The organism is Nonomuraea sp. NPDC000554 (assembly GCF_040300065.1).
Taxonomy (GTDB): Bacteria; Actinomycetota; Actinomycetes; order Streptosporangiales; family Streptosporangiaceae; genus Nonomuraea.
In genome coordinates this window covers 537,024-556,446 of record NZ_JBEPDC010000001.1, presented here as the reverse complement: position 1 = coordinate 556,446, position 19,423 = coordinate 537,024, and the positions used below count along the sequence as shown (strand labels likewise).

Annotated in this window: 21 protein-coding genes; 10 read left to right on the top strand and 11 right to left on the bottom strand. The window is 70.9% G+C overall.

Annotated features, from left to right (window positions below):
* Nucleotides 1-17 precede the first annotated feature (17 nt).
* Entirely contained in the window at nt 18-1,214 is a 1,197-nt protein-coding gene (locus tag ABT294_RS02830) for an ROK family protein (RefSeq protein WP_350803071.1), read from the top strand.
* Here ABT294_RS02830 and ABT294_RS02825 read toward each other — a convergent pair.
* On the bottom strand, nt 1,129-2,088 hold the full coding sequence (locus tag ABT294_RS02825; RefSeq protein WP_350803070.1) for an arginase family protein: 960 nt from the start codon (nt 2,086-2,088) through the stop codon (nt 1,129-1,131). The two genes, ABT294_RS02830 and ABT294_RS02825, sit on opposite strands and share 86 nt — an antisense overlap.
* A gap of 29 nt (nt 2,089-2,117) precedes the next feature.
* On the opposite strand from ABT294_RS02825, the gene ABT294_RS02820 reads away from it, so the two are divergent.
* The 7 genes from ABT294_RS02820 (at nt 2,118) to ABT294_RS02790 (ending at nt 7,938) form a co-directional block, all read left to right on the top strand.
* On the top strand, nt 2,118-2,687 hold the full coding sequence (locus tag ABT294_RS02820) for a CGNR zinc finger domain-containing protein (protein WP_350803069.1): 570 nt from the start codon (nt 2,118-2,120) through the stop codon (nt 2,685-2,687).
* A gap of 295 nt (nt 2,688-2,982) precedes the next feature.
* Complete coding sequence (locus ABT294_RS02815; protein WP_350803068.1) at nt 2,983-4,089, top strand: trypsin-like serine peptidase; 1,107 nt, start codon at nt 2,983-2,985, stop codon at nt 4,087-4,089.
* A 308-nt stretch (nt 4,090-4,397) separates the two neighbouring features.
* Nucleotides 4,398-4,694, top strand: coding sequence for a DUF8820 family protein (locus tag ABT294_RS02810; RefSeq protein ID WP_350803067.1), 297 nt, complete (start codon nt 4,398-4,400; stop codon nt 4,692-4,694).
* Entirely contained in the window at nt 4,694-6,049 is a 1,356-nt protein-coding gene (locus ABT294_RS02805) for a DUF6745 domain-containing protein (RefSeq protein WP_350803066.1), read from the top strand. Before ABT294_RS02810 ends, ABT294_RS02805 begins: the two co-directional genes overlap by 1 nt.
* A 407-nt stretch (nt 6,050-6,456) precedes the next feature.
* Nucleotides 6,457-6,900 carry a MarR family winged helix-turn-helix transcriptional regulator gene (locus tag ABT294_RS02800; protein ID WP_350803065.1) on the top strand — a complete coding sequence of 148 codons (444 nt, stop codon included), beginning with the start codon at nt 6,457-6,459 and terminating at the stop codon, nt 6,898-6,900.
* A gap of 251 nt (nt 6,901-7,151) precedes the next feature.
* Nucleotides 7,152-7,676 carry a hypothetical protein gene (locus tag ABT294_RS02795; protein WP_350803064.1) on the top strand — a complete coding sequence of 175 codons (525 nt, stop codon included), beginning with the start codon at nt 7,152-7,154 and terminating at the stop codon, nt 7,674-7,676.
* A gap of 4 nt (nt 7,677-7,680) precedes the next feature.
* Nucleotides 7,681-7,938: a DUF3817 domain-containing protein gene (locus ABT294_RS02790; protein WP_350803063.1), complete on the top strand. Its 258-nt coding sequence runs from the start codon at nt 7,681-7,683 to the stop codon at nt 7,936-7,938.
* A 46-nt stretch (nt 7,939-7,984) separates the two neighbouring features.
* On the opposite strand, the gene ABT294_RS02785 is transcribed toward ABT294_RS02790, so the two are convergent.
* From ABT294_RS02785 to ABT294_RS02755, 7 genes are all read right to left on the bottom strand, one after another.
* Nucleotides 7,985-8,821 carry an STM4011 family radical SAM protein gene (locus ABT294_RS02785; RefSeq protein WP_350803062.1) on the bottom strand — a complete coding sequence of 279 codons (837 nt, stop codon included), beginning with the start codon at nt 8,819-8,821 and terminating at the stop codon, nt 7,985-7,987.
* 71 nt (nt 8,822-8,892) lie between these two features.
* Nucleotides 8,893-10,167 carry an STM4012 family radical SAM protein gene (locus tag ABT294_RS02780; protein WP_350803061.1) on the bottom strand — a complete coding sequence of 425 codons (1,275 nt, stop codon included), beginning with the start codon at nt 10,165-10,167 and terminating at the stop codon, nt 8,893-8,895.
* Nucleotides 10,154-10,939 carry an STM4013/SEN3800 family hydrolase gene (locus ABT294_RS02775; RefSeq protein WP_350803333.1) on the bottom strand — a complete coding sequence of 262 codons (786 nt, stop codon included), beginning with the start codon at nt 10,937-10,939 and terminating at the stop codon, nt 10,154-10,156. The genes ABT294_RS02780 and ABT294_RS02775 overlap by 14 nt, the downstream gene beginning before the upstream one ends.
* Entirely contained in the window at nt 10,936-12,054 is a 1,119-nt protein-coding gene (locus ABT294_RS02770; protein WP_350803060.1) for an STM4014 family protein, read from the bottom strand. Before ABT294_RS02770 ends, ABT294_RS02775 begins: the two co-directional genes overlap by 4 nt.
* Entirely contained in the window at nt 12,051-13,067 is a 1,017-nt protein-coding gene (locus tag ABT294_RS02765) for an STM4015 family protein (RefSeq protein ID WP_350803058.1), read from the bottom strand. The genes ABT294_RS02770 and ABT294_RS02765 overlap by 4 nt, the downstream gene beginning before the upstream one ends.
* Nucleotides 13,064-14,023, bottom strand: coding sequence for an STM4015 family protein (locus ABT294_RS02760; protein ID WP_350803056.1), 960 nt, complete (start codon nt 14,021-14,023; stop codon nt 13,064-13,066). Before ABT294_RS02760 ends, ABT294_RS02765 begins: the two co-directional genes overlap by 4 nt.
* A gap of 65 nt (nt 14,024-14,088) precedes the next feature.
* Entirely contained in the window at nt 14,089-14,319 is a 231-nt protein-coding gene (locus ABT294_RS02755) for a hypothetical protein (RefSeq protein ID WP_350803055.1), read from the bottom strand.
* 283 nt (nt 14,320-14,602) lie between these two features.
* Between ABT294_RS02755 and ABT294_RS02750 the strand changes: the two genes are divergently transcribed.
* Complete coding sequence (locus tag ABT294_RS02750) at nt 14,603-15,007, top strand: hypothetical protein (protein ID WP_350803054.1); 405 nt, start codon at nt 14,603-14,605, stop codon at nt 15,005-15,007.
* A 117-nt stretch (nt 15,008-15,124) separates the two neighbouring features.
* Here ABT294_RS02750 and efeB read toward each other — a convergent pair whose 3' ends face one another.
* The 3 genes from efeB to efeU are packed head-to-tail and all read right to left on the bottom strand — an operon-like array spanning nt 15,125 to nt 18,392.
* Nucleotides 15,125-16,396: an iron uptake transporter deferrochelatase/peroxidase subunit gene (efeB, locus tag ABT294_RS02745; RefSeq protein WP_350803053.1), complete on the bottom strand. Its 1,272-nt coding sequence runs from the start codon at nt 16,394-16,396 to the stop codon at nt 15,125-15,127.
* A complete protein-coding gene (gene efeO, locus ABT294_RS02740) occupies nt 16,393-17,535 on the bottom strand; it encodes an iron uptake system protein EfeO (protein WP_350803052.1) in 1,143 nt (380 codons plus the stop codon). The genes efeB and efeO overlap by 4 nt, the downstream gene beginning before the upstream one ends.
* Before the next feature lie 11 nt (nt 17,536-17,546).
* Nucleotides 17,547-18,392, bottom strand: coding sequence for an iron uptake transporter permease EfeU (gene efeU / locus ABT294_RS02735; protein WP_350803051.1), 846 nt, complete (start codon nt 18,390-18,392; stop codon nt 17,547-17,549).
* A gap of 207 nt (nt 18,393-18,599) precedes the next feature.
* On the opposite strand from efeU, the gene ABT294_RS02730 reads away from it, so the two are divergent.
* A complete protein-coding gene (locus ABT294_RS02730) occupies nt 18,600-19,352 on the top strand; it encodes a metallophosphoesterase (RefSeq protein WP_350803050.1) in 753 nt (250 codons plus the stop codon).
* The last annotated feature ends 71 nt before the right edge of the window (nt 19,353-19,423 follow it).

Genomic DNA, 19,423 nt, shown 5'->3' with positions numbered 1-19,423 from the left:
AATCCTGGGAGGTGGACGTGATCTCGTCAACGGGCGTGCGGCACGATTCCATGCGCGCCCGCAACCTGGCCGTCGTGCTCGGGGAGCTGCACCGGGGCGGGCCGCTCACCAGGGCCGCGCTCGCCGAGCTGACCGGGTTGACCAAGACGACCGTGTCCACGCTGGTGGCGGACCTGCTGGAGAGCGGAGTCGCGGTCGAGTCGGGGGCGGTGCGCGACGGCGAGCGCGGCAGGCCCGGTGTGGCGGTCAGCCTGAGCGGCCACCGGGTGGCCACGCTCGGCCTGGAGATCAACGTCGACTACCTGGCCGTCTGCGTCGTGGACCTCACCCGCGCGGTACGGCTGCGCCGCACCCTGCCGGTCGACAACCGCAACTCCCGTCCGGACGACACGCTGCGGCGGCTGCGCGAGCTCGCGGACGCGGCCACGTCCGAGGCCGAGCGCTCAGGGCTGCGGATCGCCGGCGCCGCGCTCGCCGTGCCCGGCCCCGTACAGGACGGCCTGCTGTGCAACGCCCCCCACCTCGGCTGGCGGGACGTGCGCGTGTCCGACCTGCTCGACCTGCCGCTCGCCGTCGAGAACGAGGCGAACCTGGCCGCGCTGGGGGAGCTGTGGTTCGGCTCGGCGGAGCCGGACTTCCTCTACGTGTCCGGCGAGATCGGCATCGGCGCGGGGCTCGTCGTGGACGGCTCCGTCTTCCGCGGGACGCACGGCCTGGCCGGCGAGCTGGGCCACGTGGTCGTCACGCCCGACGGGCCCGCCTGCAGGTGCGGCGGGCGCGGCTGCCTGGAGGTGTACGCGGGTCAGGACGCCCTGCTCGGCGGCGCCGCGTCCATGGCCGACCTGGTGGCGCTGCTGGAAGCCGGCGACCGGACGGCCCTGGCGGGCTGCGCGGAGGCCGGGCGGGCGCTCGGACTCGCGCTCACCTCGGCGGTCCACCTGCTCGACCCCGGCATGATCGTGCTGGGCGGCGTGTACGCGCCCCTGTTCCCCTGGCTGGAAGGGGACGTCAGGGCGACGCTCTCCGCCCGGCTCGGGCAGATGCGCAGGGTCCCGCCGCCGCTCGCGGTGTCGGAGACCGGAGCGGACGCCGCCGTCCTGGGGGCCGCCGGGCTGGTCATCCAGCAGATCATCGCCGACCCGGCGCGGGCGCCGCGGCTGTGGTCAGAGCCGTCGTCGGGGCCGTCGTCGGGGCCGTCGTCAGGGCCTCGGTGAGGACGTCCACGATCAGGGCGGCCTGGGAGCCGTCCTCGTCCAGGTCCGGGTCGAGGATCGAGACCTCCAGCCCGGCCGCTCCCGGCAGCTCCAGCAGGCCGCGGAGCAGGCCGGAGAGCTGGGCGGGGTCCAGGCCGCCGGGGGTGGGCGAGTCGACGGCCGGCAGCACCGACGGGTCGAGGACGTCCACGTCCAGGTGGATCCAGAAGCCGTCCAGGTCGTCGCGGGCGAGCACCTTCCTGGCGGCCTCCAGCCCGGCTCCCGCGACGATGTCCGCGGTGGACGCGAACGCCACGCCGGAGCCCTCGAAGTCGCGCATGTCCTCCTCGTCGCGGACGCCGAGCACGATCACGTCCTCGTCCCTGACGTACGGGCGCAGGCCGTCGATGTCCGTGAGGTAGTCGTCGCCTCGGCCGGTCACCAGGGCCACGTCCTCGCCGGCGGCGGCGCCGACGTGCGGGGAGTTGCCGAGGTGGCGGAAGTCGGGGTGCGCGTCGACGTAGGCCAGGCCGTACCGGCCGGTCCTGCGCAGCGCCAGGGCCGGGCCGAGCGCGATCGAGCAGTCGCCGCCGAGCAGCACGGGGAACCTGCCCGACTCGCGGATCGCGGCCACCCGCCCGGCCAGCTTCCTGGTGTACGCGGCGATCGCCCGCCCGTTCCGGACGCCGTCACCAGGCTGCCAGGTGGCCACGTACCGGGGCGGAACGACCGCTCCCGCGTCGTGCGCGCCGAGCCGTTCGACCAGGCCGGCGTCGCGCAGCGCCCACGGGGCCTTGTAGGTGCCGGGGATCACGTCGGGCGCGGGCGGGCGCAGGCCGAGGTTGGATGGGGCGTCGAGGACGGCGTAGCGGCTGTCAGGGGTTATTGTGTTCATAGTCGTGACGTTAACAGGAGGTGGGCGGGATGCGCCAGTACGCCGAGACGGGCCTGGTGGCCATCGACCTGGCCAACACGTGGGACGAGTACCTCGACGACCCGGAACGGCTACCGGACGTCGCGGCTCTGCTCCGCTTCTGCCACGAACTCCACGAACCGCCGGACACGACCGCCGCAGGCAGACCTGCCACGTCCATGGCGGGCCTGGACAGGGGCGACCTCGACGCCGTTCGGGCGGTGCGCGAGCGGCTGCGTGCCGTCCTCCTGGCCGAGCCCGGTGGGCGCACCGCCGCCCTCGCCCGCTGGGCCGCCGACCTGCCGTTGCGCGCGCTCGTCCAGGACGCCGGCGGCCTTCCGGAACTGCGGCTCATCGCGTCCGACGAGGCGGGGCTGGCGGCGCGGCTGGCCGTCCGCGCCGTCCGCGAACTGCTCGACCTCGCCGCGGACGGAGACTGGGAGCGCCTGCGCCTGTGCGCCGCCTCGCCCTGCCGCGACGCGTTCGTCGACCGCAGCCGGCCCGGACGCCGCCAGTTCTGCTCGACCCGCTGCGCCAACCGAGCCCACGCCGCCGCCTCCCGAGCCCGCCACCGGACCTGACCGCCTCCAAGCCGTACGATCCGCTGCCACCGCCTCCCGGGCTCGCCACCGAAATGACCGCTGCCACCGCCTCCCACCAGGTGCTTCTGCGTGGAATCTGCCGGCCGCGATTCCCCGCCCCTGGAGCTCGCAGGCGGCAAGGGCGACTCCTTCGGGGCGCCCAGGTCGTGCACCTCCGGGTGGTTGATGGAGCAGCTCTACCCGCCCGCCCCTCGACCTGTCATCTCACAGTGGTTTACAGACGGCTCACAAACCCGTTGATCATCATGAGTCGGACAGGTAGCGTCTACTCTCAGTGGCGATCACCTGTTCGAATTATCGCCGCGTGCTCCCGAGCGTATCTGGAGATGATGAGATGAAGCGAACACTAGTTGCATTAGCCGTCGGCCTGCTGGCCTCCGGTCTCGTGGCCGCGCCCGCCGAGGCGTTCAGCGTGAAGACCGACCCTCTGGTCTCCTCTCAAGGCGCCGCTGTCGAGGTCGCGACGTTCTGGCTTGGCGATGGCGGCGCCAACCTGAAGAACGCGACTCCGTACAACGTCCAGACCGCCGTCGACCTAGCCCTTCCCCGCGGCGGCGTCTCCCCCGATAACAAGCCCGTCACCATCGAGCCGTTGCCTCCGTCCACCTCAGGCGTGGTGGGCGCCAAGACGCCCACCACCGCGGGCAAGGTGTTCTTCATCGGCGCCGACGGCCAGCCGCACTGGTGCACGGGCACCTCCGTGCAATCGAAATACCACAACCTCGTGGCAACCGCAGGGCACTGCGGGTACGACACCCAGCGCCCCGGCAGCACCCTCGACAAGTGGGTCTTCGTACCCGGCTACTCCGACGGCACGACTCCATGGGGTCTCTACGTCGGAAAGCAGGCCTACACGCACTACGACTTCACTACGTACGACGACTACGACCGCGACTACGCCTTCGTCGTGGTCTACAGCGGCGTCGTCTCCTCTCCCTCAGGTGGATTGACCAACTTCGGGAGGCTGGGCGACAACGTCGGCGGACAGGGCATGGCCTGGAACCAGCCGCTGGCCTCCTCGGTCGACGTCTTCGGCTACCCGGCCGGCCCTCATCCCGACGGCAAGCGGCCCTACACAGGTGAGACCATCGAATCGTCCAGCGGTCGCATGACCACCGCCACGGTCCCCAGCTTGAAGGCTGAGGAATTCATCGCCGTCGATTCCCCGTTCACCGGTGAAGGCTCCCTCGGCTCCTCCTGGTTGGTGCGCTATAACAACAGCAGCCGCATGGGCTACCTCAACGGCATCACCGTCAGCGTCGCCGACACCGATCGCAACCTGCGTTACGACACGAGCCTCTCTCCGTACTTCGATGGCGAACTGGGGCAGGTCTACTCTGACGCCGTTCTGCTGTGGAGCGGCGCGATCCTGCCCGCGTAACCGGGCTCGGCGTCCGCCCCTCAGGAGTGACGTCACCGTTCCCGTGAACCGGTAGATCCGCCACCGGGCTCCCACAGACCTGTGGGAGCCCGGTGGTCGAGCACGGAACCCCTTGCGCCGACAACCTCGGGTTCTTCGTCTCGGTGCCTCTTCGCTCCCGCCGCCTCGCCGCATCAGTGGCTTCGCGTCCGTTGTGTGGCGTCGGCCGGGGTGGTGCGGCTTGTTCTGTGGGGGACGTTCGGTGGGCCGGAACTGTCGGTGGCGGTCGATAGCTTTCGATCATCCCCCGACGCGATGGAGGTTGGTCGATGTACCGACAGGGCGACATCCTGATCATGCCGGTGCCTGAGGAGACGGCGCCGCGCACGTTACGTCCGGAGCCGCGCGACGCCCGCGGCAGGCTGGTACTGGCCTACGGCGAGGCCACCGGGCACTGCCACGCGATCCCCGGGCCCGGCACCCTGTCCGGCGGCTACCTGCACCTGCCCGAGGGCGGCAGGGTCGTCCACGAGGAGCATGATCCGATCTCCCTGCCGAAGGGCTGGTACCGGGTGGTGCGGCAGCGCGAGTACGTGCCGGGGTCGTACCGGGTGGTGGCCGACTGATGGAGACCTTGTCATGGGAGCGGGTCGCCTTCGCCACCGGGGCGGGAGGCGACGCCGAGGCGGGCGTACGGCAGGCGTACCGCGAGGCCGGGCTGCCGGAGCCGGAGTGGATCATCACGCTCGGCTCGCCGGCGGCGGGGGCGGTCGCGGCGGCCTGGCTGACGGGCGACGCCGCGCTGCGCGAACGCCTGAAACAGACCGTCCTCCGCTCACTTCCCGAGCATGTGACACTCGCGGGCCCCGGGGCACCTGCCGACCTTAAGGCTCCCGCAGCCCCCGAGACGTCCGCCGATCTCAAGGCTCCCGCCGAGGCAGCCGCTGCCCTTGGCGCCCCTACCGGCTCCGGGATGCCCGCCGGCCCTGAACCTTCCACCGTCCCTGGGAGGCCGACTGTCCCGGGCGCGTCGGCCGGCCTTGGAAGCTCGGCCCGAGCCGGGGCATCCGTCGGCACCGGCTCGTCCGGTGGGGTGGAACAGGTGGCCGGGCCCGTCGAGGGTGAGGCGTTCAGCTGGGAGGGGTTGCTGCGTGAGTTGGAGGTGTTGTCCGGGCGGGAGGGGTTCGACCCGGGGCGGTCTGTGCGTGATGCGGTCCGGACCGTGCCGTGGGAGCGGGCCCGGACGGCGGCCCACGCCGAGTTGGGCCCAGCCGGGTGGGCGGCGCTGTGGGCGGAGACCGGGGGGCGGCTCTGGCCGCAGGTGAACCGGATCGTCGCCGACCTTCGCCGTTCGGTCGCCGACCTCGGTGAGGACCTGCGGCACGTCACCCTCGACGCGGTGCTCGGCCAGCACGAGGCGCCCTGGCTGTCGGCGTTCGACGGCCTCGACGGGCTCAAGCGGGCGGCCGAGGCGTCCGGGTGGTGGTGGCCGTACGAGCGGCTGGCGATCGTCACCGAGCGTCCGGCGGAGCTGCACCTTGACGACCTGGGGCGGCTGCACCGGGCCGACGGTCCCGCGATGGCCTTCTCCGACGGGTTCGCGCTGAACGCCTGGCACGGCATGCCCGTCCCCGCCGAGTTCGGGGCGACGATGAGCGAGCTCACCCCCGAACGGATCCGCGACGAGGAGAACGCGGAGCTGCGCCGCGTCATGCTGGAGCACTTCGGCCTCGAACGCTACCTGGCCGAGTCGGGCGCGCAGCCGCAGCACTCCGACGAGACCGGCGTCCTGTGGCGGATCGAACTGCTCGACGACGAGCCGGTGGCCATGGTCGAGGTCGTCAACTCCACACCGGAGCCCGACGGCACCCGCCGCACCTACTTCCTGCGAGTGCCGCCATGGGTGCGGCGCGCCCGCGAAGGCGTCGCCTGGACCTTCGGCCTCTCCGAACAGGACTACATCCCCCAACACGAGACCTGACCCGCACCACCCAGGGCCGCTGGACCGGGGACGGGGCTGCCGAAGGTCCGGGAACGTTGGCCTCGGCGTCGGGCCGCTGGATCGGGGGAGTGGTCTGCTGAGGAGTGGCGGCGAAAGCCAGTCTCGAGGACGGGCCGCCGGTGCGGTGAGCTGGGGGCCGCTGAGAAGGGCAGAGAAGGCAGGAGCCCTGGAGACTCAGCCGTTTGTGGGCCGGCAGGCGGGGCGGCTGGAGGGCCGGGGGAAGGCTGGGCCTTGGAGAGGTGGGGCGCTTCGTGGGCTGCTCGACGGAGCCGCTGGCGCGGAGTGGGGCGGCTGAAGGTACTTGAAGAGCCAGGGGCGGGAGGCTGGGTCGGCCGTCTGGTGACATGGCGGCGGTCTCTGGAGGCGTGGTGGGGGAGACTGAGGGCGTGAGTATCGAGAACGACCGCCCCAGCCCGCCCACGAGCGTTTCCATCGTGCTGCTCACGTTGGCGCGCCGGATCGAGTCCGAGCTCAACGCCGCCCTCGCGTCGCTCGATCTCACGGTCAGCAGGCTCGGGCTGCTCGGTCACATCGCGGGCGTGCCAGGAGTGTCGTTCAGCGATCTGGCGCGGATGTCGGGGACCACGGTCCAGAGCGTCCACGCCGCGGTGAAGGTGCTCGCCGGTGCGGGGCTGGTGCGCGATAACACCGCCCGTGCCGGCGCTGCTTCGACCATCGAGATCACCCCTGACGGCGCGCGTCTCCTCCAGGCGGCCCAAGAGGCGGCGTCCGAGGTCGACGATCGGCTCTTCGGCCCCGATGCGGACCCGATTCAACGGCAGGTCGCCGACGCCGTCCGCGCCGCCTTCAAGGGCTTCTCCGCACCCTGACCCGTTGTCGGCGCGACCCAGCTGGCCGCGTGGTCATTCCACGCGCTGTGCCGACTGTGCGAATCACGTGGGTTTGTCAACACCCTGACCTGTTCGCGGGGCCCGCTGGCCGGGTTAGTTCTTCCATGCGTTGACCCGTTCGTGAGGCGGCTCCGCCCGGCTAGGTGACTCTTCGCACCCCAGCAACCTTCAAGCAGACTGAAGCTTTCTGTTAAGCTTTAGGCTGCCTGAAGGATTGTGAGGAAGAATCCATGGAAGCCGTGTTGCTGTCGGTTCATGTGCTTGCCGGCATCGTGTTCGTCGGGGGCTCGGCCGTCGCGGCCAGCCTGTTCTCCCGCTACGCACCGGTCACCGCCGGCGTTGCTGCAGGCCCCGCTGTCGGGGACGTGCCTGCGGGTGCGGTCGTCGGGGGTGGCACCGCTGAGCTGTCGGCGGACGCCTCGGGGGAGCGGAATCGGGCCGTGGCCGTCGCGCTGCACCGCATCACCCGTGGCTACGGTGTCTTCGGCGTCGTCGTGCCCCTCGTCGGGATCGTCCTGGCCACCGTCCAAGGCCGGACGGGCGAAATCTGGATCATGGTCTCCATGGTCCTCACCGCCGCGGCGGGCGGCCTGCTGGCCCTGCAGATCTATCCGCGCCAACGCGAAGCCCTCGCCGAACCAGACGACGGCAAGCAGCTGCGCACGCTCTCCATGCTCGCCGGGATCTACAACCTGCTGTGGGCGGTGGTCGTCGTCCTCATGATCGTCCGCCCCGGCTCGACCGTGGGAGCGTGAGCTGGTGCGCGCGCTGCGGATCGCGGCCTGGGCCGAGGCCGTCTCCCTCGTGATCCTGCTGGTCAACCTGCTCACCACACACACCAAGGCGGTCGCGACGATCGTCGGCCCGCTGCACGGCATGGCCTACCTCGTCGTCGTCGCCACCACTCTGCTGGCCAGGACCGACGCCTCGCCGAGCGCCCGCTGGTTCGCGGTCGTCCCGGGAATCGGCGGGCTTCTCGCCATGTGGCGCGACCAGACGAGCCGTCCGGCAAGGTGACTCCGAAGTGTGCGCAAGCGCACCTGGCCACCGTCACGGGCCGCCGCTACGAACGAGTCCAGGCGCTCGGGACGCGTTCCAGGATGCCGCCCGTGAACACGTCGTACAGACCCGTCGGCTCCAGGTGGACGTAGCCGATGTGGCAGTCGCAGGCCGCCGCCGGGCACCCTCGCGGGCGCAGCGCCGCGCGGTACGACCCGTCGTAGAGGTTGCCAAGCACCTGCGGGACGAAGTGGCAGCGGCGGACGGTCCCGTCGCCGTCGACCGAGATCACGCTGTCGCCGGTACGGCACGGCAGCCCCGCGCTGGCGTGGGGGAAGCGGCTGTGGTGGAACAGCGGGTCGATGGCCGACCACTCGGCCGCCTCGGCGTCCGTGTAGAGGCGGCCCTCTTCGGCGTTCACCCAAAGGTACGTTTCGGCGGGCAGGTCGGCCCTGAGCCGCCTGGCGGGTTCGAGGTGGGCCGGGTCGCCCACGATGCCGACACTGTGCCGTACCGGCAGCGACCGGACCTTGCTCACGAACCGGTCGTACGGCACCTGCGTCGGGTGGTAGGTGACCCAGAGCGCAGCCCGGTCCGAGGCGTCGGCGAGCCAGTCGGCGCGGCAGCTGAGGTTCGTCTGGATGGCCACCTTCCGGACGTTCGGCAGCCACGACAGCTCCACCAGCGTCCTTCGGTACCAGGACCGCACCAGCCCCTCACCCCACGGCGTGAACAGCACGGACACGTCGAACTCCTGCGCCGCCACCCAGGACGCGAACCGCTCCAGCGCGGCCCTGTCGGCTCGCAACTGCTCGGGCGTGTCGCGTCGCTTGGCGAACGGGCAGTAGGCGCAGTCGTAGTCGCAGCTCGCCAGCGGCCCCCGATAGAGGATGGTCAGCACATCGCGTCCCTTTTCCTGAGCCGTCCCGCTTCTACGGTCAGCCCTCTCCGTGAGTCGCCGTGCCTTGGAGGTCAGCATGCCGCGTACCCGTCCATGAGCTGCCTGACCTCGGGGGAGAACAGCGCGGGGCCGATCGCGTCGGAGTGGGCGAGCCCCTCGGCGGTCAGCCTGATCACGGACGGTTCCACGACGAGCCAGTCGTCGAACCGCTCCAGCGGGAAGTCGTCGAGCACGTCGCCGCCGAACCGCGCCCGGTAGACGTCGCGTGACAGCCCGTCGGCCTGCAGCAGCGACTGGATGAGGTGCCGCCGCCGCTGCTCGCCCGGTGAGAGCGTGAAGCCCACGTTGGCCATGTCGAAGTCGGCGCGCCGCAGGTAGTCGTCGATGATCGACCGGACGTGCCGCACACCCACCGCGTACTCGAAGGAGTAGTGCAGCGTGCTCGTGTACGATCGCGCCCCGCAGCCCAGCCCCACCATGCCGTCGGTCTGGCAGCAGTACTCGGTGGACGTGCCGGAACCGGGTAACCGGAACATCCGCATCGACACCTGTTCGTACCCCGCCGCGAGGAGGTGGTCGCGGCCCGCCCGGTACAGCTCCAGCCGCTGGTCGTCCCAGGCCCGCCCCTGCTTGCCGAGCCCGGTCAGCGGCCGGACGTAGAGCGGGTAGAGGTACAGCTCCTCGGGCTTCCAGCTGAGCGCGGTGTCGAGCGAGTACTGCCACGTATCGGGCGTCTGCCCGTCGATGCCGTAGATCAGGTCGATGTTGAGCGTCGCGATGCCGGACGCGCGGATCGCGTCGAGCGCGGCGTCGACCTCCGCGCGCCTCTGCGGCCGGACGGCCGCGCGGGCCTCGGCGTCGACGAAGCTCTGCACGCCGATGGAGATCCGGGACGTCCCGCGCTCCGCCAGCACGGCGAGCCGGTCGGGCGTGGCCGTGGCGGGGGAGGTCTCGACCGACAGCGGGATACTCGTCAGGTCGACGTCCATGGTCCGCTCGGTGAGGTCGAACAGGCGGGACAACTCGCGGGCGCTGAGATAGGTGGGCGTGCCCCCGCCGAACGCGGCCGTGCTGAAAGCGGTGGAGGCGGACGCCTCCAGGGCGTCGCGGACGGCCCCGGCCTGCCGTTCGAGGGCGTCGAGGTAGGCGGCGACCAGGTCCTCGGGAGCGCCGGTGCGGGTGAACAGGTTGCAGAACCCGCAGCGCATCTCGCAGAACGGGATGTGCACGTACAGCGCGCCCGCACGCTCCCCCGCCCAGACGTCCTTCAGGAGGGGACGCGGGTCGAGCGGCCGGTAGGCGGTCTTGTGCGGGTAGGCGTAGACATATCCCTCATACGGCCGCATGACGCTCCAGGATGAACTCGGTGTAGGGGACGGTCCAGACGACCTCGTGGCCGATTCGGTGGCCGACGTGCCCGTCCTCGCCGTACGCGGTTCCGTGGTCGGAGCAGACGATCACCAGGCAGGGACGGCGCATGAGGGCGTAGAGCCGGCCGATGTGCCGGTCGACGTACTCCAGCGCGGCGGCCTGGCTCCGCTTCGAATCGGTGGCGGCGCCGGGCAGGTAGACGTGGTTCGGCTGGTGCAGCGCCGACACGTTCACGAACAGAAACAGCGGCCGCCCCGGCTGCCGGGGCAGGGCAGCGGCGCGGTCGATCTGGTGCTCCAGCGACGCGGGGTTCGTCACGCCGAACTCCGGAGCCCAGTGGCTCTCCGCGAACAGGCCCGGCAGCGCCGAACCGAGCGGGGTCAGCTTGTTGAAGAAGCCGACGCCTCCGATGCAGACCGTGTGGTAGCCCGCCCGCGCGAGGCCGGTGGGCAGGTCGGGCGCGTCGAACACCCAGGTGCCGCCGGCCGTCGTCTCGCTGCCGGGGAACGTCGCCGCGAACAGCCTCGGATGCGGCCCCGGTGTCACCGGAGTGGGGAGGAACCCGGCGAACATCGCGGCGTGCGAGGCGTAGGTGAAGCTGCCGGGGCTGTGCCGCCGCTCCCAGCGCGCGCCGGTCGGCAGCAGGTTGGGCAGCCGCCCGGCGTCGGCCAACTCGGCCGCCACGTCGTAGCGCAGCGTGTCGAGCGTGACCAGAAGGATGTCGTGGCTGCCCACGACCTCGTTCATGTCCACGACGCCCTCCTCGCGCTGTCGGGGCGGTTCGCTTTGGGATGGTTCGTGCCGTCGTATGCCGCGCCGAGGATGGCTCTGACCTGCTCTGTGTAGGTGTCGCGATGGTTGCCCGACAGGTCGCCCAGGCCCGGCAGCAGGTCGCCGAACGCGTTGACCTCGGCCACCGCCAGGGAGCTCCAGTCGCCGCCGACCATGAGATCGACGCCCGTGCTCAGGCTGCCGGGGAAGCACGCCGCCGCCCGCGAGCAGACGTCCAGCACCCGCTCCCACAGGGCCGGACGGGAGCGCACCGCCTCCAGGTCGCCCCGCCGGCCGCCGAGGTGCAGGTTCGTCATCGGGGTGCGGCTGGCGCGGACCACCGCGTGGGTCGGCACCCCGGCCACGGTCACCACCCGCAGGTCGAACACCTCGGCACCGATCGACGCCTTGGGGAACCAGCGTTCGACGTGCAGCCCGTCGGGGGCGAGCACGTCCACGAGCCGCCGCACGTCCGCCTCGCCCTCGTAGGAGCGGACGCGCAGCGAGTTGCACAGCACCCCGCCGACCCACGCCGCGGACGTGACGGCCTTGACGCGACCCGCGTGGGTCTGGAAGGCGATCACTCCGGACGCCGACGAGCCGTGGGCGGGCTTCACGAACACCCTGGCCCAGCCCCGTTCCGCCATCTTCTCCCGCAGGTCGTCGTACGAGGTGGCCTCGAAGGCGGGCGGCACCGGGACCCCGGCGCGCTCCAGCACGGCGTGGCAGCGGCGCTTGTCGAACAGGACGGCGATCTCGTCGATGTCGCCCAGCAGCGTGACGCCGGGGATCGAGGCGATCGTGCGCAGCCCGCGCGTGAACGCCGCGTACCAGGCGGCGCCTCCGCCGACCCGCGTCGGATCGCCCGGCCCGCGCAACAGCGCGTCGGCCTCGGCGTCCTCGCCCGGCGAGTCGATCCGCACCAGCGCTCCCTCGGGCACCAGCCCGGACGCGCTCGCGCCCCCCAGTGCCAGGACGTCGCGCCACGGGATCAGGTGAGGTTCCGGGAGGCCGTGGGACAGGACGGCGTCGCGGAACATGGTGAAACGACGGTCGCCGGGAGTTCCGACGACGGCGAAGCGGATCGTCACTCGCTCACCGCCACGTACGTCGCGCCTTCCGCGAAGGGCTGCTTCTCGGAAAGGTCGACCGTGACGCCGGGCAGGGCGCGCCGGAGCCTGTCGGCCATCTCGTCGCTCACGAAGTGGTGGTGCAGGTCGAGGTGGCGCAGGTGGGTGAAGGGCTGGCCGCTGAGCAGCGCCTCCGCGCCGGTGTCGGTGAGCTCGCCCATGGCCAGGCTGAGCGACTCCAGCCGTGCCACCACGGGGGCGGCGGCCACGGCTGCGGCGACGTCGTCCTGGAACTCGCTGTCGCGCAGGCCGAGCCGCCTGAGCGCGGGCAGCCGCTCGCCCGAGAGGATGCCGCGCAGGTCGGCGACCGTGGCGTCGCCGCCGTAGTGCGCGACGCCGAGCCACAGCTCCAGGTGCTCAAGCCCGGGGAACGCCGACTCGCCGACCGCCCTGACGACCTTGCCGGGAAGCCCGCCGGACTCGAAGCGCAGCACCTTCAGGTGCTCGTGCCTGACCGGCGACAGCTCCAGCCCGTCGGAGCCGCGCACGTCGAGCCGCTCCAGCCGGGGGTACGCCTCGAGCAGCGGGGTGAGGTCGCCCTGCTGGATCCAGGAGATCTCGAAGTACTCCGGCTCGATCATGCCCAGGAACACCGAGCGCAGGCGCGGCAGCCGATGGGCGTTCGCGGCGAGGATCTCCGGCGCGTCGCGCGCCCCGCCGTCCGGGAAGACGATCGCCCGGACGTGGTGCCCCTCCACCGTGTCGAGGAGGTTCTCCAGCGACCCGTCGGTCTCGCCGACGACGAGCTCCCAGGCGACCTGCCACGGATAGGGATGTGCCACCTCGGCCGGCCCCGCGGCGACCGCCCCGGCCTGCCAGTCCGCCGCCCGCATGATGGGCAGCCCGGCGAAGCGCTCGCGGTGCGCGCCGGCCATGTCGTGGCGGTAGGCGCCGCTCTCGGGGATGAACACCTCTCCAGGATCACGAGGGTCTGCGGGGATCTCCTCGTTCCAGTCGTCGGGTGCGTACGTCACTCGCTCACCGCGACGTAGCGCCAGTCGTCCTTACCGCTGGCACGCTCCTGCTCCGACAGGTTGACCTCGACGCCCGGCAGGGCTGCGGCGACGCGCTTCATCATCGCGTCGGAGAGATAGTGGTGGTGCAGGTCGAGCTCGCGCAGGTGGGTCAGCGGCTGGCCGCTCAGCAGCGCCTCGGCCCCGGTGTCGGTGAGCGTGCCCATCGACAGGGCCAGCGTCTCCAGCCGCGCCACGACGGGCGCGAAGGCCACGGCGGCGGCGATGTCGTCCTGGATCTCGCTGTCCTGTAGGCCGAGGTGGCGCAGCGCGGGCAGCCGCTCGCCCGTCAGGACGCCGTCGAGGTCGGCGGCCGTCGAGTCGCCGCCGTAGGAGTCGACGCCGAGCCAGAGGTCCAGGTGCTCCAGCGCGGGCAGGTCGCAGCCGGCGACGGCCCGCACCACCTCGCCGGGGAGGCCGCCCGACTCGATGCGCAGCATCCGCAGCGACTCGTGCCGCACGCTCTGCAGCGCCAGGCCGGTGCCGCCGCGCACCTCCAGCCGTTCGAGCCGGGGGAACGCCTCCAGCAGCGGGGTGATGTCGGACTGCTGGATCCACGAGATCTCGGCCTGGTCGCTGCTGATCGCGCCGAAGAAGAGCGAGCGCAGCGCCGGGAGCTTCGCGGCGCTCCCCGCCAGCCGCTCGACGATCGTTGCTGAGCTGGTCGAGTAGCAGTCTTCCCACTCGCCGATGACGATCGCGGTGACGCGCGCGGTGTCGACCTGCTCGAAGAACAGGTCGAAGGTCTCGGCCATGGTTTTGGGATCGTCGCCGCCGTACTCGTTCGCGCACAGCCGCCACGCGACCGCGCCGGGGTCGGACGGCCTCTCCTCGGAAGACAGATGGGCGACCGGCAGGCCGGCGTAGGTCTCGGTGTACTGGTGCTGGTAGCCGTGGTACTGGTCGTACTCGATCATGGATAGGACGTCCTCGGTCGGGGGGTTGGCGCGTCCTGTCCTACCAGAGCCGGCCGACAGTTTCGTCAGGTGAAGAGTGTGCGCCCCCAGTAGTCGCCGGCGTCGCGGACGCCGGGCGGGCAGGCGAACAGGCCGCTGGAGACGTGCTTGATGTACTCGTTCAGCGAGTCGTTCCTGGCCAGCCGCGTCTGCACCGTGACGAACTGCTTGCGCGGGTCGCGCTGGTAGGCGATGAAGAACAGGCCCGCGTCCAGGCGGCCGAGGCCGTCGGAGCCGTCGACGTAGTTGTGAGACATGTTTCTGAGGAAACACGAAAGGGTGCGAGCGTCTAACGTGTTAGGTTCGACCCGTGGTAATGGCTTACCCCCAGATCCGAGACCGGATTTACAGCCTGGCCCGCGAGCACGGCTTACGGCCGGACTGGCGAGAAACCACGCGTTCGGCGCGTCTGCTTCTGCTCTACAACCGTGACCAGGTTGAAGCCGGGCGGGCCATCGTGCCCGTCCAGCCCGTCACCGTCCGGGCGTTAACAGAACTGGAACGTGCACTCGAGCACCTCTTCGGAAAGGACTGGCTCCTATGACGGCCACCACCGCCCACCAGGTGACCTTCCGCGTCACACGCGAACCCACCGTGGACACCGGCGAACCTGTCTGGGTGGCCGGACCTGTGGGGCACACGATCGGCTGCGTCAGCGCGTTCACGCTTGCCGACCTGCACGAGGAAGCCGAAGCGATCAAGCACTTCGTTCTCGACCTGCCGACCAGCGAGACCATCACCGTGGAGTACGACTACCAACTCGACGCCGAGGCGACCGAGGCCCTCAACCGCTATCTCGAAGCTGCCAGGCTCCGCGCCCAGTATCCGGCCCGGTCGCAGAGGGCAGCTCAAGTCCTGGGTAGCGCGGGCGTGTCCGATGCGGACACGGCGATCTTGCTCGGCCTGTCGGCGAAGCGCGTTCAGCAGCTCAGAACGGCCAGTTGACGGACACTGGATGGGGCGCCCTGGTCAGGTCGTGATGGTTGGCGTCGTTCTCGGGGGCTGCCTGGACCTGCCGTCAGGCACGGCCTCCTGTGTGACCAGACCTGGCTGACAGTTTTGTCAGGCGAAGAGTGTGCGCCCCCAGTAGTCGCCGGCGTCGCGGACGCCGGGTGGGCAGGCGAACAGGCCGCTGGAGACGTGCTTGATGTACTCGTTCAGCGAGTCGTTCCTGGCCAGCCGCGTCTGCACCGTGACGAACTGCTTGCGCGGGTCGCGCTGGTAGGCGATGAAGAACAGGCCCGCGTCCAGGCGGCCGAGGCCGTCGGAGCCGTCGACGTAGTTGTAGCCGCGGCGCAGCAGGTGGGCGTTGCCGTTGCTGCTCGGGTGGGCCAGCCTGACGTGGGCGTCGTCCTTGATGACGGGCCGGCCGTCTGCGCCCTTGGCGGCGAAGTTCACCGGGTCGAACTCGGCCTTGGCGCCCAGCGGGGCGCCTTCGCCCTTGTCGCGGCCGAAGATCTGCTCCTGCTCGGCGAGTGACGTCCGGTCCCAGGTCTCGATCATCATGCGGATCTTCCTGGTCACCATGTAGCTGCCGCCCGCCATCCAGTCCGTGCCGTCCTGGGCCGCCGCCCAGAGCTGGTCGCGCAGCAGGTCGGCGTCCTCGAGCTTGAGGTTGTTCGTGCCGTCCTTGAAGCCCATCAGGTTGCGTGGCGTCGCCTGTGCGCGGGACGTGGACGAGGTGCGTCCGAACCCGAGCTGGGACCAGCGGACCGAGACCTTGCCGAAGCCGATCCTGGCCAGGTTGCGGATGGCGTGCACGGCGACCTGCGGGTCGTGCGCGCACGCCTGCACGCAGATGTCGCCACCGGAAATTTCCGGTATGAGCTGCTCTCCCGGAAATTTCGGCAGATCGGCGAGGGCGGCGGGACGCTTGGACGCCAGCCCGAACCGGTCGTCGAACAGCGACGGCCCGAACCCGATCGTCAGCGTCAGCCCGGAGGCGGGCAGCCCGAGTGCCTCGCCCGTGTCGTCGGGGGCGGCCTCGGGGGCGCCGCCGACCGCGCCGAACGTCCCCGCGTCCTTGCCCTGGGTCAGCTTGGCCGCCGCGGCGGTCCACTCCTGCAGCAGGTCGACCAGCTCATCCCGGCTCTTCGTGATCACGTCGAAGGCGACGAAGTGCAGCCGGTCCTGGGCGGGCGTGACGATGCCCGCCTGGTGCTCGCCGTAGAAGACCACCGGGTCGGACGTGGACGACGCGTGCGCGGCCGGCGGCTCGTCGAGCAGCGAGCGGGTGGCCACCGCGCCCGCCCCGACCACCGCCGCTCCCGCCGCGCCCAGGCCGAACAGCGTCCTGCGGCTCATGCGCTCGCCCATGACTCTCCCCTCGGTCACTTCGCGACGATCGGCGCGATCTTGCTGATCGGCTCGGCCAGCGCGTTGATCGCGTCGGACAGCGACTTCAGCTCGGCCTTGGACAGCTCGTTGTGCAGCTTCCAGCCGTCGCCCTGCTGGTGCGCGCCCAGCGCGGCCTCGGCGGCGGCGAACTTCTCGTCCAGCGTCTTGACCAGGTCGGGCGAGCGCTCCTCCAGCACCGGGCGGAGCGCCTGCACGGCGGCCTTGGACCCCTGCACGTTGGCGTCGAAGTCCCACAGGTCGGTGTGCGACCAGATGTCCTCCTCGCCGGTGATCTTCCCGGACGCCACCTCGTCCAGCAGCTCCTTGGCGCCGTTGGCCAGGTTCAGCGGGGTCAGCTCGGCGGCGTTGGACTTGGCCACGATGGTCTTGACGTCGGCGACGAGCTTGTCGGCGACCGGGCCGTCCTTGCTGACGTCCTTGGTGATCCAGAGGTCCTTCTCGATCTTGTGGAAGCCGGTCCACTTCTCGCCGGCGGCCAGGTCCGCCTCGCGGGCGTCGATGGCCGGGTCGAGGTCGCCGAAGATCTCCGCGACCGGCTCGATCCGCTCCCAGTACGTCCGCGCGACCGGGTAGAGCTGCTTGCCCTTGGCGACGTCGCCCGCCTTGACCGCGTCGGCGAACTCCTGCGTCTTGACCAGCAACGTGTCGCTCTGGGTCTTGATGTACCGCTTGTAGCTGGCGATGGCGTCGGCCAGCTTGGCGTCCTTCGAGAGCGGCTTGTGGTCGCCCGTCACCTTCAGCGGGTTGCGGATGCCCTTGCCCACCATGCCGGGCTTGCACACCGCCTCGTACGCGCCCGCGGGCAGCTCCGCGACCAACTCCCGGGTCAGCCCCGGCACGATGTTCTCCAGCTCCGCCATCACCCGGTCGCCCGGCGCGTACACGTAGAACTCGGTGACCTTGGTGCCGCCGTTGGTGATGGCGAACGTGCTGGTGCCCGCCGCCACCTCGGTGGCGGCCACCTTGCAGTCGGTGTCGGACGCGGTCACGGTGATCTTCCCGGGCTTGCCGGCTCCGGCGGTCGCGTCGGTCGTCGTCCCCGAGCCGCAGGCGGTCAGCCCGGCCAGGCCGAGCGCACCGAGGGACAGGCCCAGAATACGGGCGGTGGTAGGCATGATGCTCCTGTTCAGGCCGCGGAGGCGGTGGACGCGGGCGCGGGGGTGGACTTCGTCCGCTGCGGGCGCAGGAAGAAGAAGAGGGTGGGCACCAGGTAGACCAGCCAGGCGATGGCCTCCAGGACGCTCGGCTGCGGCGTGATGTTGAGCATGCCCGAGAGCAGCGCGCCGTACCAGGAGTCGGCGGGGACGGCCGCGCTGATGTCGAACGCGTACGTGGTCAGCCCCGGCAGCAGGTTGGCCTCCTGGAGGTCGTGCACGCCGTACTTGAAGATCCCGGCGGCGACCAGGATCAGCAGGAGGCCGGTCCAGGTGAAGAACTTGGTGAGGTTGATCTTCAGGGCGCTGCGGTAGATGCCCCAGCCGATCAGCACCGAGGTCAGCAGGCCCAGGCTGATGCCGATCAGTGGCGCGGCGGTGGCGGTGGCGCCCTGGACGGAGGCGAAGAACAGCAGCGCCGTCTCCAGGCCCTCGCGGGCCACGGCCAGGAAGGCCATGACGACGACGGCCAGGGAGCCCATCTCGAGGGCGTCGGAGAGCCTGCCCCTGAGCTCGCCGGAGAGCGCGCGGGCGGCCCGGCGCATCCAGAAGATCATCCAGGTGACGAACACCACGGCGAGCAGCGACGTGATCGCGTCGAAGAGCTCCTGGCCGGTGTGGCCGAGGTTGGCGGCCGTGAAGGTCAGCAGCGCGCCGAAGCCCACGGACAGGGCGACGGCGCCGGCGACGCCGACCCACACCTGGGGGAGCTTGTCCTTGCGGTCGCTCTTGACGAGGAAGGCGACGAGGACGGAGACGACGAGTGTCGCCTCCAGACCTTCGCGCAGGCCGATGAGGTAGCTGGCGAACACCGTCACTCCCGCATGACAATAGGAAAGGCTTACCTAAATTAGGGCAGGTGGAGCCTACCTAATGCAAGCCTCAGCTCCGGACAAGGGTCCCCCCTTTGACGTCACCGCAGGTAGGGGCCGGAAAGTGGTTCGGCGATCCGCGCGAGGAGTGGATCTCGGGGAGGGCCGGTGGGGCGCCTAGGGTGACCCCGGAACCTCGGGAAAGGACCCTTCATGATCGTGATCGCCCAGGTCAGCGACACCCACCTCGACGGCGGCCGGCGCAGCACCGCACGCGCGCGGGCCGTCACGCGCTACCTCGACGAGCTGCCCTACGACTTCGACGCGGTGCTCGTCACGGGCGACATCGCCGACCACGGCCTGGCCGCCGAGTACGCGGACGCGCGCAAGCTGCTCGACCTCCGCCACCCGGTGCACGTGCTGCCCGGCAACCACGACGTGCGCGCGGAGTTCCGCCGGGGGCTGCTGGACCGGCCCGCCTCCGACGGGCCGATCAACAGGGTGCACCGCACGCCCAAGGCGGTCTTCGCGCTCTGCGACTCCACGATCCCCGGCGAGGACGCGGGTTTCCTCGCCGAGGAGACGCTCGACTGGCTCGCGGGCGTGCTCGGCGACACCCCGTCCGGCACGCCGGTGTTCGTCGCCTTCCACCACCAGCCCATCGTGCTGAACCACCCGTACCTGGACACGATCGGCCTGCGCAACCCGGAGCCGCTCGCGGACCTGGTCGGCGCGTACCCGAACGTGGCGGCGGTGCTCTGCGGGCACGCGCACGCGGCCGTCGCGTCGACCTTCGCCGGCCGTCCGCTGCTGGTGGCCCCGGGGGTGGTGTCGGAGCTCAGGCTGCCGTGGGAGCAGGGGCCGGAGGTCGCCGACTACGACTGCCCGCCGTCCGTCGCCTTCCACATGCTGGGCGACGACGGGCGGCTGGTGACGCGGTACCGCGTGGTGTCCGTCCGCGATTGACCCGAGGTCTTCTCTCGTCCGCGCCTGTGGGTGGGAGAAAATATCGGTTGTAATGCCAAGTGCATGCTTGT